Source organism: Rhizobium sp. FG96 (assembly GCF_057808655.1).
In genome coordinates, this window is sequence record NZ_JBMDIL010000011.1 from 85,383 (window position 1) to 103,883 (window position 18,501).

At 62.3% G+C, this 18,501-nt stretch carries 15 protein-coding genes; 11 read left to right on the forward strand and 4 right to left on the reverse strand.

Going from position 1 to position 18,501, the window contains the following annotated elements; all coding sequences use genetic code 11:
- The first annotated feature begins 11 nt into the window (after positions 1-11).
- The 5 genes from ftsZ (at position 12) to ligA (ending at position 8,430) form a co-directional block, all read left to right on the forward strand.
- Entirely contained in the window at positions 12-1,751 is a 1,740-nt protein-coding gene (ftsZ, locus tag ACODR6_RS21405; protein ID WP_112715462.1) for a cell division protein FtsZ, read from the forward strand.
- Between the two features lie 290 nt (positions 1,752-2,041).
- Positions 2,042-2,998, forward strand: a complete 957-nt coding sequence (gene lpxC / locus ACODR6_RS21410; protein ID WP_112715460.1) for a UDP-3-O-acyl-N-acetylglucosamine deacetylase — start codon at positions 2,042-2,044, stop codon at positions 2,996-2,998.
- Positions 2,999-3,264: 266 nt separating this feature from the next.
- Positions 3,265-4,134, forward strand: coding sequence for an outer membrane protein assembly factor BamD (locus ACODR6_RS21415; RefSeq protein WP_199629177.1), 870 nt, complete (start codon positions 3,265-3,267; stop codon positions 4,132-4,134).
- A 13-nt stretch (positions 4,135-4,147) separates the two neighbouring features.
- A complete protein-coding gene (gene recN / locus ACODR6_RS21420) occupies positions 4,148-5,818 on the forward strand; it encodes a DNA repair protein RecN (RefSeq protein ID WP_199629176.1) in 1,671 nt (556 codons plus the stop codon).
- 455 nt (positions 5,819-6,273) lie between these two features.
- The gene (gene ligA / locus ACODR6_RS21425) at positions 6,274-8,430 is read left to right on the forward strand and encodes an NAD-dependent DNA ligase LigA (RefSeq protein WP_489024330.1); all 2,157 of its coding nucleotides are present in this window, start codon (positions 6,274-6,276) and stop codon (positions 8,428-8,430) included.
- A 131-nt stretch (positions 8,431-8,561) separates the two neighbouring features.
- On the opposite strand, the gene ACODR6_RS21430 is transcribed toward ligA, so the two are convergent.
- Positions 8,562-9,095 carry a GNAT family N-acetyltransferase gene (locus tag ACODR6_RS21430; protein WP_489024332.1) on the reverse strand — a complete coding sequence of 178 codons (534 nt, stop codon included), beginning with the start codon at positions 9,093-9,095 and terminating at the stop codon, positions 8,562-8,564.
- A gap of 272 nt (positions 9,096-9,367) precedes the next feature.
- On the opposite strand from ACODR6_RS21430, the gene ACODR6_RS21435 reads away from it, so the two are divergent.
- Together ACODR6_RS21435 and ACODR6_RS21440 are read left to right on the forward strand one after the other, a co-directional pair.
- A complete protein-coding gene (locus ACODR6_RS21435; protein ID WP_489024334.1) occupies positions 9,368-9,958 on the forward strand; it encodes a 3'-5' exonuclease in 591 nt (196 codons plus the stop codon).
- Between the two features lie 71 nt (positions 9,959-10,029).
- Positions 10,030-10,518 carry a CreA family protein gene (locus ACODR6_RS21440; RefSeq protein ID WP_489024336.1) on the forward strand — a complete coding sequence of 163 codons (489 nt, stop codon included), beginning with the start codon at positions 10,030-10,032 and terminating at the stop codon, positions 10,516-10,518.
- A 72-nt stretch (positions 10,519-10,590) separates the two neighbouring features.
- Here the strand turns inward: ACODR6_RS21440 and ACODR6_RS21445 are convergent, their stop codons facing one another.
- A complete protein-coding gene (locus ACODR6_RS21445) occupies positions 10,591-11,061 on the reverse strand; it encodes a chemotaxis protein CheW (RefSeq protein ID WP_112387003.1) in 471 nt (156 codons plus the stop codon).
- Entirely contained in the window at positions 11,061-13,025 is a 1,965-nt protein-coding gene (locus ACODR6_RS21450) for a methyl-accepting chemotaxis protein (RefSeq protein ID WP_489024338.1), read from the reverse strand. The genes ACODR6_RS21445 and ACODR6_RS21450 overlap by 1 nt, the downstream gene beginning before the upstream one ends.
- 370 nt (positions 13,026-13,395) lie before the next feature.
- Between ACODR6_RS21450 and ACODR6_RS21455 the strand changes: the two genes are divergently transcribed.
- From ACODR6_RS21455 to ACODR6_RS21465, 3 genes are read left to right on the forward strand one after another with little or no spacing between them, the layout of a single operon-like run.
- Positions 13,396-14,004, forward strand: coding sequence for an SCO family protein (locus ACODR6_RS21455; RefSeq protein WP_112715442.1), 609 nt, complete (start codon positions 13,396-13,398; stop codon positions 14,002-14,004).
- Positions 14,005-14,007: 3 nt separating this feature from the next.
- Complete coding sequence (locus ACODR6_RS21460) at positions 14,008-15,135, forward strand: FAD-dependent oxidoreductase (RefSeq protein ID WP_489024341.1); 1,128 nt, start codon at positions 14,008-14,010, stop codon at positions 15,133-15,135.
- Positions 15,136-15,149: 14 nt separating this feature from the next.
- Positions 15,150-16,028: a 50S ribosomal protein L11 methyltransferase gene (locus tag ACODR6_RS21465; RefSeq protein ID WP_130278005.1), complete on the forward strand. Its 879-nt coding sequence runs from the start codon at positions 15,150-15,152 to the stop codon at positions 16,026-16,028.
- A 170-nt stretch (positions 16,029-16,198) separates the two neighbouring features.
- Here the strand turns inward: ACODR6_RS21465 and ACODR6_RS21470 are convergent, their stop codons facing one another.
- A complete protein-coding gene (locus ACODR6_RS21470) occupies positions 16,199-16,372 on the reverse strand; it encodes a hypothetical protein (protein ID WP_165402589.1) in 174 nt (57 codons plus the stop codon).
- A 279-nt stretch (positions 16,373-16,651) separates the two neighbouring features.
- Here ACODR6_RS21470 and ACODR6_RS21475 point away from each other — a divergent pair, with 279 nt between their 5' ends.
- Complete coding sequence (locus tag ACODR6_RS21475; protein WP_489024344.1) at positions 16,652-18,487, forward strand: aminopeptidase P family protein; 1,836 nt, start codon at positions 16,652-16,654, stop codon at positions 18,485-18,487.
- Positions 18,488-18,501 lie beyond the last annotated feature (14 nt).

Consider the following 18,501-nt stretch of genomic DNA (forward strand, 5'->3'; position numbering starts at 1 on the left):
GAACGGGTACCATGACTATCAAGCTGCAAAAGCCTGACATCACAGAGCTGAAGCCGCGTATCACCGTGTTCGGTGTTGGCGGTGGCGGCGGCAATGCTGTCAACAACATGATCTCCGCCGGCCTCCAGGGCGTCGACTTCGTCGTTGCCAACACGGATGCGCAGGCTCTGACGATGACGAAGGCGGAGCGGATCATCCAGCTCGGCGCCAACGTCACCGAAGGCCTCGGTGCAGGTTCGCAGCCGGAAGTCGGCCGTGCAGCCGCCGAAGAGTGCATCGATGAGATCATCGACCACCTGAACGGCACGCATATGTGCTTCGTCACCGCCGGCATGGGCGGCGGTACCGGCACCGGTGCCGCTCCTGTCGTCGCACAGGCAGCCCGCAACAAGGGCATCCTGACCGTCGGCGTCGTCACCAAGCCGTTCCAGTTCGAAGGCGGCCGCCGCATGCGTCTGGCCGAAGCCGGTATCGAAGAGCTGCAGAAGTCGGTCGACACGCTGATCGTCATTCCGAACCAGAACCTCTTCCGTATCGCCAACGACAAGACGACCTTTGCCGACGCCTTCGCGATGGCCGACCAGGTTCTCTACTCGGGCGTTGCCTGCATCACCGACCTGATGGTGAAGGAAGGTCTCATCAACCTCGACTTCGCCGACGTCCGTTCGGTCATGCGCGAAATGGGCCGCGCAATGATGGGCACCGGCGAAGCATCCGGCCAGGGCCGTGCGATGCAGGCTGCTGAAGCCGCTATCGCCAACCCGCTGCTCGACGAAACCTCGATGCGCGGCGCACAGGGCCTGCTGATCTCGATCACCGGTGGCCGCGACCTGACGCTCTTCGAAGTCGACGAAGCTGCAACCCGCATCCGCGAAGAAGTCGATCCGGACGCCAACATCATCCTCGGCGCGACGTTCGACGAATCGCTCGAAGGCATCATCCGCGTATCGGTCGTTGCGACCGGTATCGATCGCGCTGCCGCCGAAGCGTCCACCAAGACCTTCCAGCCGGCCGCAAAGCCGATCATCCGTCCTTCGGCGGCCGTTGCTCCGGCTCCGGCCGCAGTACAGCCTGCTCCGGTCATGCAGGCACCGAAGCCGGTTGATACCGTTGCCCAGACGATCCGCATGGCGGAAGCCCAGATGGAACGCGAACTCGACATCGTCGCGCCGCGCGCTCCGGCCCCGGCTCCTGTCCAGCAGCCGGTCGCCCAGGAAACCTTCCGTCCGCAGAGCCGCATCTTCGCGGCAGCACCGGAAGCTCCGGTTGCCCGTCCTGCACCGATGCAGATGCAGCCTGCTCCGGCTCCGGTCATGAGCCAGCCGGCTCCGCAGCCTGTCATGATGCAGCAGCCTGCACCGGTCGCGCCACAGCCGGTCCGCCAGGAGCCTGCCATGCAGCAGCCGACGCGCATGCCGAAGGTCGAAGACTTCCCGCCGGTCGTCCAGGCCGAGATCGATCACCGCTCGCAGCCCGTCGCAGCACAGGCTCACGAAGAGCGCGGCCCGATGGGCCTGCTCAAGCGGATCACCAACTCGCTGAACCGCCGCGAAGAGGAAGTTGCTCCTGAGATGACGTCTGCTCCGGCAGCCGCTTCCCAGCAGCGCCGTCCGCTTTCGCCGGAAGCCAGCCTCTACGCTCCGCGTCGCGGCAACCTCGACGACCAGGGCCGCGCCGTTCCGCAGGCCCGCATGATGCAGGAAGACGACCAGCTGGAAATCCCGGCATTCCTGCGCCGCCAGTCGAACTAAGCAGACGAGAATCGCCACGCTCAGCGCCCGGGATCACAGTCCCGGGCGCTTCTGTTTCAGGGCCGCTTCAGAAGGCTAAATTAACAAATCATTTCAATTGCATGGTTTCGTAACAATCCGAAACGAACAGTGATTTGGAATGGAGCCCGGGCGCACGTATGTATGAGGTCAGGGGACCGCGCCTTGACGCCATATGGCGACAATCCGGCGGTGTGGACAAAGAAACTTGGTGGTTTGTTTTGGGTGCTTTGAGCGCTAGGAACCATCAAGGGTAATGAAGGCAGAATTTTATGGTTATTGGCATGCTTGGCTTCCAGACGACGGTTTCTCGCCCGGTGACGCTTTCGGGCACCGGCGTCCATTCCGGCGCGGAAGTCTCCATCACCTTCAATCCGGCTGAAGTTGATACGGGCGTTGTTTTTCAGCGCATGCACGAAAACGGCTCGGTGACCGAACTGCGCGCGGTTTCCTCGCAGGTCGGCAATACGGACCTCTGCACGGTTCTCGGTTTCTCTCCGGCGCATTCGGTCGCGACCATCGAACACGTCATGGCCGCCGTCTATGCGCTGGGCCTCGACAACGTGATGATCGAAGTTCACGGCGCCGAAATGCCGATCATGGACGGCAGCTCTGCTCCCTTCATCGAAGCGATCGAGCAGGTCGGCCTCGTCTCTCTCGGCGTCAAGCGCCGCTATATCCGCATCACCAAGCCGGTTCGCATAGAGCATGGCGGTTCGTGGAGCGAGTTCCGCCCCTATGACGGCACGCGCTTCGAAGTCGAGATCGATTTCGAATGCCCGCTGATCGGCCGCCAGAAGTGGGAAGGGGACCTGACCGCGCAGACGTTCAAGACCGAACTGTCGCGGGCCCGCACCTTCGGCTTCATGCGCGACGTCGAGCGCCTGTGGGCTTCGGGCCACGCTCTCGGTTCCTCGCTTGAGAATTCCGTCGTCATCTCCGACGACAACACGGTCATCAATGTCGAAGGCCTGCGTTACGCCAAGGACGAGTTCGTACGTCACAAGACGCTCGACGCCGTCGGCGATCTGGCGCTTGCCGGCGCTCCCTTCATCGGCTGCTACCGCTCTTACCGCGGCGGTCACAAGATGAACGCCAATGCGCTCAAGGCGCTGCTCAGCGATCCGAGCGCCTACGAAGTCGTCGAGACCTCGGCTGCCCGCCCGCGCGTTGCGGCCCGTGACTTCATTGCAGTGAATGCTCCCGGCTTCGCCCCCTGGTCGGCGTGACCTCCAGAACGAATTCCTAGACCAGGACCGCCTCCCTCGGGAGGCGGTTTTTTTATGCCGGGTTTCCACCGGATAGTGTTTTTGCGGCAGATGCTTAGCGGCAACACACGGAATCAAAGATAAAAAGCCGGATATTCTCTGGGCCGATGCCACAAAAATGCGTTAATGCGTCATCATTGCGTTGCTCTCGCCGCACATTTATGGCTAGAAACGCCAGCGAGGTGTGGCTGCCGCTAAGAGTGGGTAGCGGGAGTCGGGATTTATCTATGAGTTATGCAAGGTCTGAAGGTATGATGAAGACAGCGCGCGCTTTGCTCGCATCGCTCGTGGTGCTGAGCGCAGGCGCCTTGATTTCCGGTTGCCAGTCGGATCCAGATATCGACATCACCAAGCTCGGCCTCGACAATGACCCGCCGGATGTTCTCTACAATCAGGCGCTTGCCAACATGAAGGCAGGCAACATGGCCGAAGCGGCGCGCAAGTTCGACGCCATCGACCGTGAAAACCCGTTCTCCGAATGGGCCCGCAAGGCCCTGGTGATGAGCACCTTCGTCAAGTACCGTCAGGGCAAGATCGACGACGCTCTGGCTTCCGGCAACCGCTACATGGCGCAGTATCCGGCCTCCAAGGACGCTGCTTACGTGCAGTACCTGATCGGTCTGTCCTATTCGAAGCAGATTTCTGACGTCACCCAGGACCAGCGTGCCTCGTCCAAGACGATCGACGCGATGCAGGCCGTCATCGACAAGTATCCGGACTCCGAATATGTCGACGACGCTCAGGCCAAGATCCGCTTTGCCCGCGACCAGCTCGCCGGCAAGGAAATGCAGATCGGCCGCTACTATCTTGAGCGCAAGGAGTATCTTGCCGCTATCTCCCGTTTCCGTATCGTGGTTGAAAAGTACCCGAATACGAATCAGGTCGAGGAAGCGCTCGCCCGTCTGGTCGAAGCCTATTACGCGATGGGTATCGTGGAAGAAGCTCAGACTGCGGCAGCCGTTCTCGGCCACAACTATCCGGATAGCCAGTGGTACGCCGATTCCTTCAAGCTGCTGAAGAATGGCGGCGCGGAGCCGCGGGAGAACAAGAGCTCCTGGATTTCCGAAGCCGGCCGGAAGCTGCTGCTCGGCTCGTGAGGCCTGTAACGCAATGCTGATCCAGCTTTCGATCCGCGATATCGTTCTGATCGAGCGGCTGGATCTCTCATTCGAATCCGGTCTCTCCGTTCTGACGGGGGAGACGGGTGCCGGCAAATCCATCCTTCTCGACAGTCTGTCGCTCGCCCTTGGCGGGCGCGGTGACGGCGGCCTCGTGCGCCATGGCGAAGACAAGGGGCAGGTGACTGCCGCCTTCGACGTGCCGATGAACCACGGCGCCCGCAAGCTCCTGCGCGAAAACGGCATCGACGACGACGGCGACCTGATCTTCCGCCGCCAGCAATCCGCCGACGGCCGCACCAAGGCCTATGTCAACGACCAGCCGGTCAGCGTGCAGCTGATGCGCCAGGCGGGGCAGATGCTGGTCGAAATCCACGGCCAGCACGACGACCGCGCGCTTGTCGATACCAATGCCCACCGCATCCTGCTCGATGCCTTTGCCGGCATCACCGAGGATGTCGCTCACGTTTCCGATCTCTACAGAACCTGGCGCGACGCCGAGCGGACGCTGAAGAAGCACCGCGAGAAAGTGGAGAATGCCGCCCGCGAGGCCGACTATCTGCGCTCGTCGGTCGAGGAGCTCGAGAAGCTTTCGCCGCGTGACGGCGAAGAGGACGAGCTGGCCGACCGCCGCCAGAAGATGATGAAGGCCGAACGGATCGCCGGCGACATCGCCGAGGCTTCCGAATTCCTGAACGGCAATGCCTCTCCGGTGCCGCATATCGCCTCGCTGGTGCGCCGCCTGGAGCGCAAGAGCCATGAGGCGCCCGGATTGCTCGAAGACACCGTGGCGCTGCTCGACGCGGCGCTGGATCAGCTTTCCAACGCGCAGATGGAAGTCGAGGCTGCGCTCCGGAAGACTGAGTACGATCCGAAGGAACTGGAGCGGGTCGAGGAACGGCTGTTTGCGCTGCGCGCAGCGTCGCGCAAATATTCCGTGCCGGTCACCGAGCTGCCGGCGCTTGCCGTGAGGATGATCGCCGATCTCGCCGATCTCGATGCCGGCGAGGAGAAGCTCGTCAAGCTCGATGCCGAAGTGGGCGTCGCGAAGGCTGCCTATGACGCGGCGGCGCGCTCGCTCTCCGAGAAACGTCATCATGCCGGTACGGCGTTGTCGGAGGCCGTGATGGCCGAGCTTCCGGCTCTCAAGCTCGAACGCGCCCGTTTCATGGTGGAGATCACCACGGATGCCGCGGAAGCGGCTGCCGAAGGCATCGATATCGTCGAATTCCATGTGCAGACCAATCCGGGCACGCGCCCGGGCTCGATCATGAAGGTCGCCTCGGGCGGCGAACTCTCGCGCTTCCTGCTGGCGCTGAAAGTGGCGCTTGCCGACCGCGGCTCGGCGCCGACGCTCGTCTTCGACGAAATCGACACCGGTGTCGGCGGCGCCGTTGCCGATGCGATCGGCCAGAGACTGAAGCGGCTTTCCGACAAGGTCCAGGTTCTCTCCGTCACCCATGCGCCGCAGGTTGCCGCGCGGGCGGCGACGCATCTGTTGATCTCCAAGGGTCCGGTAGAGGGCTCCGAGAAGATCGCGACGCGGGTGGCGACGATGGCGCCGCGGGACCGCACCGAGGAGATCGCCCGTATGCTGGCCGGGGCTTCGGTCACCGACGAGGCGCGGGCTGCGGCTGCCAAGCTGTTGTCGGGGAACGGGTAGGGGCTCTGCTGAGAGCGCCGCCCTCGTCCTTCGAGGCTACGCCCTTGCGGGCTTCGCACCTCAGGATGAGGGCTCCCACTAAGGCTGCGACTGGTTGGCCTTTAAGGCCCAAAGCTAGATCCGCAGTACTCGATGTTCTCGTATACTTGCGCCACCATCTCTCCACCCCTCATCCTGAGGTGCGACGGCCTCGTCCTTCGAGGCTACGCCCTCGCGGGCTTCGCATCTCAGGATGAGGGCTCCATATTCGCTGAGGCTTGCCGGTCCCCAGAGTCTCAAAACTTATTCCGCAAGGCATGATGTTGGCGATATTTGCGCTGCGATCTCTCCACCCTCATCCTGAGGTGCGAAGCCGCAGGCGCAGCCTCGAAGGACGAGGGTGGCCACAGCCCACCACTTCCCATCCAGCCAATTTGCGCTAAAAAACAACTCCAGATTCTCCGGAGTGATCACGCATGTCCATCGAAGCCGATAGCCTGACGATCGAAGAGGCCGCAGCCGAGCTTGAGCGCCTGGCGAAGGAAATCGCCCATCACGATGCGCTCTATCACGGCAAGGACCAGCCGGAGATTTCGGATGCCGATTATGACGCGCTGAAGCGGCGCAATGATGCGATCGAGGCGCGGTTTCCGGAGCTGATCCGCGAAGACAGCCCGACGCGGCGGGTGGGCGCTGCGCCATCCGCAACGTTCTCCGCCGTCACCCATGCCCGCCCGATGCTGTCGCTCGACAACACCTTCTCGCAGGAAGACGTCGAGGATTTCGTCGCCAGCGTCTACCGCTTCCTGGGACGCCTGCCGGATCAGTCGATCGCCTTTACGGCCGAGCCGAAGATCGACGGGCTCTCGATGTCGATCCGCTATGAGAACGGCAAGCTCGTCAGCGCCGCGACGCGCGGCGATGGCACCACGGGCGAGAATGTCACCGCCAATATCCGCACCATCAGGGAAATCCCGCAGACGCTGCCCAAGGGCGTGCCTGATGTCGTCGAGGTGCGCGGTGAGGTCTATATGGCCAAGAGCGACTTCCTGGCGCTGAACAGGCAGATGGAGACGGAAGGCAAGCAGACCTACGTCAATCCGCGCAATACGGCGGCCGGGTCGCTGCGCCAGCTCGATGCCAAGGTGACGGCGAGCCGCAAGCTGAAATTCTTCGCCTATGCCTGGGGCGAAATCTCCGAGCCGAACGATCTGCCGAAGACGCAGTTCGACATGGTGCAAACGTTCAGGGAATGGGGCTTCCCGGTCAATCCGCTGATGAAGCGGCTGAATGCGGTGGCCGATATTCTTGCCCATTACGACGACATCGGCCTGAAGCGCCCGGATCTCGACTACGATATCGACGGTGTGGTCTACAAGGTCGACGGCCTGGAACTGCAGCAGCGCCTCGGCTTCCGTTCGCGCAGCCCGCGCTGGGCAACGGCGCACAAGTTCCCGGCCGAGCAGGCTTTCACCGTCGTCGAGAATATCGACATCCAGGTCGGCCGCACCGGTGCGCTGACGCCGGTGGCGCGCCTGACGCCCGTCACCGTCGGCGGCGTCGTCGTCACCAATGCGACGCTGCATAACGAGGATTATATCAAGGGCATCGGCAATTCCGGCGAACGCATCCGCGAGGACGATCACGATATCCGCATCGGCGACACCGTCATCGTGCAGCGGGCGGGCGACGTGATCCCGCAGGTGCTCGATGTCGTCATGGAGAAGCGGCCGGCGGATGCCGCCGCCTACAAGTTCCCGAAGACCTGCCCGGTCTGCGGTTCGCATGCGGTGCGCGAAGTCAACGAGAAGACCGGCAAGGTCGACGCGGTCACCCGCTGCACCGGCGGCTTCATCTGCCGGGCGCAGGCGACCGAGCATCTGAAGCATTTTGTCTCGCGCAATGCCTTCGACATCGAAGGCTTCGGAACGAAGCAGGTGGATTTCTTCTTCGAGAGCGAGGACCCGTCGCTGCAGATCCGCACGGCGCCCGACATCTTCACGCTGGAGAAGCGCCAGCAGGCGTCGACGCTGACGAAGCTCGAGAATATCGACGGCTTCGGCAAGGTCAGCGTCGGCAAGCTCTATGCGGCGATCAACGAACGCCGTTCGATCGCGCTGCACCGCTTCATCTACGCGCTCGGCATCCGCCATGTCGGCGAGACCACGGCAAAGCTACTGGCGCGCTCCTACGGCACCTACGAGGCCTTCGCCGCCGCGATGCAGGAGGCGACGCCGCTCTCCGGCGAGGCGTGGAACGAGCTGAATGCGATCGAGGGCATCGGCGAGATCGTCGCCCGCGCCATCGTCGAGTTCTACAAGGAGCCGCGCAATGTCGAGGTCATCAACGCGCTGATCGCCGAGGTGACGCCGCAGGAGGCCGAGCAGCCGGTAACCTCGGGGAGCCCCGTCGCCGGCAAGACCGTCGTCTTCACGGGATCGCTGGAGAAATTCACCCGCGACGAGGCGAAAGCGCGCGCCGAAAGCCTGGGCGCCAAGGTCGCCGGCTCTGTGTCGAAGAAGACCGACATTCTCGTCGCCGGGCCGGGGGCAGGATCCAAGCTCGACAAGGCTAAGGAGCTCGGCGTTCAGACGATGGACGAGGACGAGTGGCTGGCGCTGATCGGTGGCTAACTGCTGAAGTCAGCCTATATCATGGCGTCATCCTCGGGCTTGTCCCGAGGATCCGCTACGTTGCAGATGCTCGGGACAGGCCCGAGCATGACGGAAGGATGTTGTGGCCTCGCCGGGCCACATAGTTCCTTTCAAAACCTCACCCGCGCCATCGTATAGGCATCGACATATTCCCCGGCGCGGAAGCCGAAGGCTTTCAGGAGACCTTCCTGTTCGAAGCCGAATTTGCGGTAGAGGGCGAGCGCGGCGGGGTTGTCGGTATAGACGGTCAGTTCCAGCCGCTTAATATCAAGCCAGTTGTCGGCCGTGTCGACGAGGGCCTGCATCAGGGCGCTGCCGATGCCCTTGCCTGTGAAGTCGTCGTGGATGCCCATGCCGATGCTGGCGGCGTGGCTGCGGCGGCCCTGGTTGCGCATGAGGTGGGCGTCGCCGACCGGCACGCCGTCATATTCGGCGACGAGGCTGATATTGCCCTGGGGCATGGCTTCAAAGCGCCTGCGGGTTTCCTCGATGGTCTGGAAGGGCAGGCGCAGCGTGCCGTGGCGAAAGCCGGGCAGGTTGAGGAAGGCGGTGACGGCCTCGAGGTCGTCGGCGCGCATGGCGCGGATGGTCACGCCCTTGGTGGACGGCTGTTTGCTGAATGAAATGTCTTGCGGCTTTTCCAAAATGCTCTCCTTGAAAATGACGGAGGAGAGCGGGACTTCAAAAACCCTGCTCGCCTCGGCAGGGTCTTCGGGTGTGATCGCACGATTAACGCGCCAATGCCTCCCCGAACCCTGCAGGGGCCGTGGTAAGATGCATGGTGGCGATGTGCGCGTTCGATACGATCATGGCGGGAAAAGTCGTTGATGCCGGGTGCGATGTCAACAGGTCTGTTTGCGCACAGGTGCCGGCGCGGCTAAGCCTGTGTGAACACCAGCGAATCACGGACCTCTCCTTGAAGACCATTGCCATCGACTTCGAAACGGCCAACGAACAGCGCGGCAGCGCCTGCTCGGTCGGGCTTGCCTGGATCGAGGACGGCAGGGTGACTCGCGTCGAGGAGCGGTTGATCCGCCCCAGGGACATGCGCTTTTCGGGCATGAACATCGCCATCCACGGCATTCGCCCTGAACATGTCGAGGATGCGCCTGAGTTCCCCGAGGTCATGGACGAGTTTCATGACGACTTCAGGGGCTCGACGATGATCGCCCATAATGCCGCCTTCGACTTCAGCGTCTGGCGCGCCTCGCTCGATCTCTACCGGCAGTCCTATCCGGAGCTCACCTATCTCTGCAGCCTGAAGATGGCGCAGCGCATCTGGCCGCAGTTCCTGTCGCACAGGCTGAACATCATCGCCGAGCATCTCGGCCTGCGTTTCGTCCATCACAATGCCGCCGAGGATGCCGTCGTCTGCGCCCAGGCGGCGATCGAGATGGCGAAGGCGGTCAAGGCCGCGGCGGTGCATGCGATCCCGGCCATGATCGGTATGAAGCCGGGGCGGCTGCTTGCCGCCGGCTATGAGCCCTGCACCTGCAAGCGCGCCTGATCGTTAGGCTTTTCTTGTATTGCGCCTGATGCTGCCTATCTAGAAAGCGGTTCAATTAGGAGCTTCCATCCATGTTTCGTAAGATCGTTCTTGCCGCTGCGTCCGTTGCTGCGCTCTCTGCCGGCGGCGCTTCCGCCGAGGTCGTCGGCAAGGTCGGCGTCGACTGGATCGGCAATGACATCATCGTCGATGCCATCCCGGATCCGGCGGTGAAGGGCGTAACCTGCCACGTCACCTATTTCGACCGCAGCCTGATTGACAGGGTGAAGAACGGCAACTGGTTCGAGGATCCCTCCAACAATTCCATCGCCTGCCGCCAGACCGGGCCGATCGAGATCGGCGACATCAACCTGTCGAAGGATGGCGACGAGGTGTTCAAGGCGGGCATGTCGCTGATCTGGAAGAAGCTGGTGGTGACCCGCATCTACGACAAGCCGAACGACACGCTGATCTATCTCGCCCACTCGCGCGAGCTGACGGATGGCTCGGCGAAGATGTCGATCTCGACGATCCCGCTCTATGGGCAGAACCCTGTCTGGAAGAACGGGAAGCCCCAGTAAGTGTGCTACCCGCATTCAACGAAAAAGGCCCGGCTTGCGACCGGGCCTTTCCATATCTGCAATCGCTGCCGATCAGGCTGCCTCGCGCGCCAGTTCGTCGGCGATGACGGTGTCGAGGTTGAGGAAGCAGACCATGGTCTTCTCAAGCGCGACGATGCCGCGGCAGAAGGCGCGCTGCTGTTCCGGGATGATTTCCGGAGCCGGCTGCAGGTCTTCGCTCTTGATGGTCATCATGTCGGAAACCTGCTCGACCAGGAGGCCAACCAGCTTGCCGGCGATGTCGGTGACGATGATGGCGGAGCGCTCGGAGGGCTCGGTCATCTTCATGCCGAGGCGGCAGGCCATGTCGATAACCGGGATAACGGCGCCGCGCAGGTTGATCAGACCGAGCACGTAGGGCGGCGTATGCGGCATCGGGGTTACCGGTGCCCAGCCGCGGATTTCGCGGATGGCCATGATGTCGATGCAGAATTCCTGCTCGCCGAGATGGAACGATACGATTTCGAGATGCGATCCGGCCTGTGTGATAATGGCGTTAGTCATCAAAATTCTTCCCAATTGTCTCCGGCCGGAGCGGCCATGGCTCTGGCGGCGGCGCCGCCACTGAATGCGCCCGCGACCTTGCCGATCAAGCTCCGTGCGGGTGAGGGTTTAGGATGCGAGGCGGCGGAAGCTTCTCGCGGCGTTGAACGGGCATTCATGCCCTCGCCGATCTGGAACTGACCGACCAGCCTGATCAGATTGTCGGCGTCCGTCGCAAGCGTATGGCTTGCTGCGTTCGTCTCCTCGACCATGGCGGCGTTCTTTTGCGTCACCTGGTCCATCTGGCTGATGGCCGTATTGATCTCGTGCAGTCCGGTGGATTGTTCGCGCGCAGAGGTTACGATTGATTTAACATGTTCGTCGATGCGCAAAACATCTTCGCCGATCTGGCGAAGCGCTTCGCCGGCAGCCGTGACCAGCTCGCCGCCGGTCTTCACTTCGGCGCCTGATTTGGTGATCAACGCCTTGATATCCTTGGCAGCGCCGGCGGCGCGGCCTGCAAGTTCGCGAACTTCCTGAGCGACGACCGCAAAGCCCTTGCCGGCTTCACCGGCACGTGCAGCCTCGACGCCGGCGTTGAGCGCCAGGAGGTTCGTCTGGAAGGCGATCTCGTCGATGACGTTGATGATCGTGCCGATTTCCTGAGAAGCGCCTTCGATTCGCTCCATCGCCGCCATTGCCTGGGTGACGACCAGATCCGACTTCTCGGTGTTCTGGCGGGTATGGGCGACCATGTGGCCGACTTCTTCGGCGCGGCTGGTGGCGCTGCGAACGGTTGCGGTGATCTCGTCGAGCGAAGCGGATGTCTGCTCGAGCGAGGCGGCCTGCTGCTCGGTGCGCTTGGCGAGATCGTCGGCGGCGGAGCTCATCTGGCGGCTGTTGGCCTGGATGGAGGTGCTGTTTGCCGTGATGTCGCGCATCGCCTTGCGCAGATGCTCGGTGGTCTGGTTGAAGTCGTTGCGCAGGCGTTCGAGCTCGGCCTTGAACGGGCGGTCGAGCGTAACGGTGACATCGCCGCGGGCGAGGCGGTTGAGGCCCTGGCCGAGATCTTCGACGGCAGCGTTCAGCGCTTCGGCATCGGCGAGCTTGAGGGCTTCGCGCTCGCGGCGCTCGGTCTCGCTCTGGCGGCGTTCGCTTTCGGTTTGGCTCTCAAGATTCTGCTTGTCGATAGCGGCCTGGCGGAAGCTTTCCGCGGCACGGGCCATCTCGCCGATCTCGTCGCCGCGCTCGGTCGCCGGGACCTTGCTGTGCAGGTCGCCCTGCATGATCCGCACCATGCTGGAACGGACGGCTTCGATACCGTTGCGGATCGAGCCACCGTGGATGTACTGGAGAAGAGCCATGCTGACGATGGCGAAGAAGCCGAGGCCGATCTGGATCCAGAGGGCGTTGGCGGAAATTTCGTTGGCCTGGTTGACGCGAAGTTCGGCGACATCGCCGCCGTCCTTCGCCAGCTTGTCGAGCGTTGCCGACAGCTTGTCGCCGCCGCCGTCGATGGCGTCGTCGAGCTTGTCGAAAGCCTCGTCCGGGGCACCGGCTTCGACGGCAGCCTTGAGATCGACGGTGATTGCCTTTTGCAAGGCGGCGACATCGGCGTCGTAGCTGCTCAACAGGGCGCTGGCATTCAGCTCGCCTGCGACGATCTCCATGTCCTTCGAGCCGCTCTTGAGCGTCTCGATCGTCTTGGTCATCAGTGCCAGACGTTCGGGGGCGATGGTCTTGTCGCCGCGATCGACGATCGTGTCCATCGCCGCGAGAATGAGCGTCAGGTTGGAGATGCGCATGTCGCTGACGCGATCGACGCTGTCCTGGATGTCGTTGGCGCGCTGGAGCGCGCGGTCCACACGCGCGTTCTCATACCAGCCGACACCGACCATCGAGCCGAAGCCGATCAAGGCCGCTCCGCCGAGTGTCCAAAGCCGCTGGCTGACGGATAATGTCTTGCGTATCGAATTGCTGGTCATGAAATGAAAGCCCCCGGCTGAAATAAAGCGGATGAAATGCCGTGTATCGTCGCGTTCGCCAAATCTGTCTTGATAGCGCTGACATCATGTCAAACGTAGCGCCAATGGCGCCGGCCGCAGTGCGAAATATAAAGGTGACCGATTAAGTCTTCGCTAACGATGTATTTCTTCTGATCTTTGGATGTAACGGTGTTAAATAGTTGCAGGATAAGAGAATTGTTTCTTTCGTCATAGGCGCGGCGGGATGACCGGAGGTTACCGGGTGAGGCAATTAATCACGGGTGAGAAAACGGGTTGTTGAATTGCGCGGCGTTGCCGGAGGTTATATTCCGCCAGCGATGGGCGCTTTGCGCCGCTAGGGGTTAGATTGATGAAGAATTTCCGTATTGCCGTCTGGATCGCCGTTCTGCTCGTAGCAGGCGTACTCGGCTGGCTGACGCTCAATGTCACCAAGACCAAGGACCTGCCGCTGGCGGCCGAAGGGCCGTATGGCGTGCCGTTCACGCTGGTGGCGCAGGATGGCAAGCCGATCACCGAGCAGGCGCTGCGCGGCAAGCCGAGCGCGCTGTTCTTCGGCTTTACCCATTGCCCCGAAGTCTGCCCGACGACGCTGTTCGAGCTCAATGGCTGGATGGAGAAGGTGGATCCCGCCGGTGACAAGCTGAACGCCTATTTCGTCACCGTCGATCCCGAGCGCGATACGCCGGAGATCATGAACCAGTATGTCTCGAACGTCTCGAAGCGCATCACCGGTATCTCTGGCTCGCCGGACAAGATCGCCGATGTCGTCAAGGGCTTCCGCGTCTATGCCAAGAAGGTGCCGGTCGACGAGAACAATCCGAACGGTGACTACACGATGGACCATACGGCATCGGTTTTCCTGCTCGATGGGCAAGGCCGTTTCGCCGGCACCATCGCCTATGGCGAAAATCCCGATACGGCTGTAAAGAAGCTCGAGAACCTGATCACCAAGGGGTGACACATGCCGGGCGGACATCGTGATATCCTGATCGTCGGGGCCGGGGCGACCGGCCTGACTGCAGCGCTCGAACTCGTTCGGCGCGGCCACCGCCCAAGGATCATCGACAGCGATGCCGGCCCGGTGCCGCTGGTGGAAAGCCGGGCGCTCGGCATCAATGCCCGGACGATGACGCTTCTTTCACCCTCGCGGGTCAGCGACGTCATCCAGCAGGTGGCCTTCCGCGTCGATCGTCTGCGGGCGCGCTCGGGCGAGCGCATCCTGTTCGAGATCGATCCGGGCCGCGTTACCGGCAAGTTCCATGCGATGCAGATCCTGGCGCAGGGGCATACCGAGCGGCTTTTGATCAGCAAGCTTTCCGACTATGAGGTCGAGCCGGAATGGCAGACCGTGCTGGAGCGCGTCGAGGGCAGCATGGAGAAGCCCATCGTCGTGCTACGCCGTCCGGATGGCACGGCCGAAGAGGTGGCTCCCGATATCCTGATCGGCGCCGACGGCGCCCATTCCGCAGTGAGGAAGGCAGCCGGGCTCGGCTTTCCCGGCCAGGCGCTGGAGGCCAGTTTCTATCTCGCCGACTATCAGTATCCGCAGCCGGTCGATCCGCATTATGTCGAGATCGAACTCGTCGATCCCGGCATGATCGGCCGCCTGCCGGTGTCCTCGGATACGGTGCGCTACCTCTCGACGCTGCCGGATTTCGAAAAGCGCATCCGCCATCCGATGCCGGGCGGCCAGGCGGTCTGGGTGTCGAATTTCCGCATCCATTTCCGCCATGTCGAGAAGATGTACGTCGGCAATGTTTTTCTGGCCGGAGATGCGGCGCATATTCACTCGCCGGCCGGTGCGCGCGGCATGAATCTCGGCATCGAGGATGCCTGCTGGCTCGCCTATCTGATATCGGAGGGGCGCGAGCAGGAATATTCGGCGCGGCGCATTCCGGCCGTCAAAACCGTGCTGAAGCAAACCTATGGTTTGACGTCGATGGTGACGATGCGTAATCCGGTAGCGACGAAATTGCGCAACATGCTTGCTCCGCTCGCCGTTCGCATTCCCTTTGTTGCAAACCGCCTGCTGCGCGGTGTTGCCGGTTATGATACGCCGCCTCCGCCTTGGATCGATGGCGCCCAGTAAAGAAAGACGAATTCGTGAGTGAAATCCGCCTGTATGTCTCGACCACCGAGAAGAAGGCCGAGCAGGTGCTCGATCTGCTGACCGAGGTTTTCGGCGAAGAGGACTTCGCCATTGCCACGACCGAGATCGACGAGAAGAAGGATATCTGGGAAGCCTCCGTCTACATGATGCGGGAAGACGAGGACGAGGTGCGCCGGCGCGTCGACGAGGCGCTGACGGCTGCCTATCCCGAACTCTCGGTCGAGCGCGAGGTCATTCCCGATGTCGACTGGGTGGCGAAGTCGCTCGAAGGGCTGAAGCCGGTGCGGGCAGGGCGCTTCCTGGTGCATGGCTCGCATGACCGCGACAAGGTGCGATCCGGCGATATCGGCATCGAAATCGATGCCGGCCAGGCTTTCGGCACCGGCCATCACGGAACGACGGCCGGCTGCCTTGAGGTGATCGACCGCGTCATGCGTTCACGCACCGTCAGGAATGCGCTCGATCTCGGCACCGGCAGCGGCGTTCTGGCGATCGCCGTGCGCAAGTTGAAGAATATCCCGGTTCTGGCAACCGATATCGACCCGATCGCCACGCGCGTTGCCGCCGAGAACGTGCGCACCAACGGCATATCGTCAGGGATCGTCACCAAGACGGCGCCGGGCTTTCATTCGACCGCCTTTTCCGAATACGGGCCCTTCGACCTGATCATCGCCAATATTCTGGCACGGCCGCTGATCCGCATGGCGCCGAAGCTGACCGACAATCTGGCGGCTGGCGGCACGGTCATCCTGTCGGGCATTCTGGCATCGCAGCGCTGGAAGGTGTTGTCGGCCTATAATGGCCAGAAGCTTCGCCATGTGCGCACCATCTGGCGCAACGGCTGGGTGACGATCCATCTCGATCGTCCGTAAGGGCCAGGGAAAGCAATTCCGGGAAAAAGAAAAGGCGGTGCCAATGGCACCGCCTTTTGACCGTCTAACGGTCGTGCCCACGAGCTAAAGGAGGAGGAGCGCTCGAGTGGGCTCTACAGTTCTGATTGCCGGTCCGTCGAGGGAGGAGGAGAGACGAAGCGGCAAATAGCTCAGAACGCGTAGCTGGGTGCGCCCTTGTGGCGCGTAGCCTTGTGGCTGGTGCCGAGCATCTTGAGGCTATCCTCATTGAGCGGGCGGCGCGAGCCGATGACATGACGGACAGTCTGGCGCTCGCCAGCCTGCACCGGGCTGCTGTAAGCGAAGCGCGACAGAGAGGCAGTCATTTCAAAATTCCTTTTTCGTTTGAGGTTCATCTCGAACCCGTTTGATGCGCTCTATATAATCATCCGAAAAAACTCAGGCAGAGGGTTTGCGTCATGGGAGCCATGCGTGGAATGCATAAAGCGTGCCAGTTTCACATTTGCTGTCACATTTCTGCCAAAATAATGGGCGGCCTGCCTTAAGGAGAGGTGGCGGTGTTTTTCTCCACTTCCCTAGAAATTCCGGTAACATAGCGCCAACCGCTCTCAGGCGGATTCGGCCTTCAGCATTGGGTTTTCAGCATGTTTCAGTCTTTTGAAGTGACGTCCACGCCGCAATTCGGCCGCGATCGGGTCTCGGGTTTGCGTGAAAGTTTCGATGCGCTCGGGATCGACGCCTTTCTGGTGCCGCGCGCCGACGAGTTCAACGGCGAATATGTGCCGAAATGCGCGGAGCGGCTGGCCTGGATTTCCGGTTTCACCGGATCGGCCGGCATTGCGCTGATTGCCCGCACGCAGGCGATCGTCTTCGTCGATGGCCGTTACGTGACGCAGCTTGCCGAACAGGTGGACGGATCGGTCTTTACCGGCGGCGATCTCGTCAACGAGCCGCCGCATCTGTGGATCCCCAGGAACGGCAAGGAAGGCATGCGTCTCGGCATCGATCCCTGGCTGCATTCGGGATCGGAAGTCCGCAAGCTGCAGCAGGCGCTCTCCGAGATCGGCGGCAGTCTGGTGTTCCTGCCGCACAATCCACTCGACAGGCTGTGGAGCGACCGTCCGGCCGAGCCGCTCGGCGCCGTGGCGATCCAGAATATCGCCCAGGCGGGCGTGCTGGCGAAGGACAAGATCGCGACGATTGCCGCGGACCTTTCCAGGAAGAAGGTGGCGGCGGTGCTGATCGCCGATCCGTCCTCGATCGCCTGGATCTTCAATATCCGCGGTGCCGACGTGCCGCATACGCCGCATCCGCTGGCGCGCGCCATCATTCATGCCGACGGCAAGGCCGAGCTCTTCCTCGACAAGCGCAAGACCGGCATCGAGCAGGAGGCCTATCTGGCACAGATCTCGACGCAGCTGCCGCCGTCTTCGCTCGACGAGCGGCTGGCTGCCGTGTCGAAGGATGGCGGCCGGGTGATGATCGATCCGGAGATCGCCTCCTATGCGCTTGCCGAGATCATCCGCAAGGCGGGTGGCGAAGTGGTCGAGGGTGCCGATCCGGCGAAGCTGCCGCGCGCCATCAAGAACGATGTCGAGATCAACGGTTCGGCCGCCGCGCATCTGCAGGATGGCGCGGCGATGGTCGAGTTCCTCTACTGGCTCTCGACGCAGAAGCCCGGCGGTGTCACCGAGATCCAGGCCGCAGAGAAGCTTGAAGCGGTGCGCGCCAGCGTCGGCCAGAGCATGCAGAACCCGCTGAAGGATGTGTCCTTCGATACGATCTCGGGTGCCGGCGAACACGCGGCGATCATGCATTACCGCGTCACCGTCGATACCGACCGGCCGATCCAGGCGGGCGAACTGTTCCTGATCGATTCAGGCGCGCAATATATCAACGGCACCACCGATATTACCCGCACGGTCGGCATCGGTGCCGTCACCGAGGAGCACAAGCGCTTCTTCACGCTGGTGCTGAAGGGCATGATCCAGATCAGCACGGCGCGCTTCCCCAAGGGCACGCGCGGCTGCGATCTCGATCCGCTGGCGCGTATCGCGCTGTGGCGGGCAGGGGCCGATTTCGGTCATGGCACCGGCCATGGCGTCGGCTCCTATCTCTCAGTGCATGAAGGGCCGCAGCGCATCTCCAAGCTGTCGACGCAGGAGCTGCTGCCCGGCATGATCCTTTCCAACGAGCCGGGTTACTACCGGCCGGGAAGCTTCGGCATCCGCATCGAGAACCTGATTTATGTGCGCGAGGCCGAAGAGGTCGCGGGCGGCGATACGCCGATGCGCAGCTTCGAGACGCTGACCTTCTGCCCGATCGACCGCTCCATCGTCATTCCGGAACTCCTGACGCATGACGAGCTGCACTGGTTCAACGACTATCACGCCCGCACCCGCGAGGCGCTGATGCCGCTGATCCATGACAAGGATGTCCAGGCGTGGCTGGAGAACGCGACGCTGCCGCTGGAATATTGAGGCGCGATATCCCG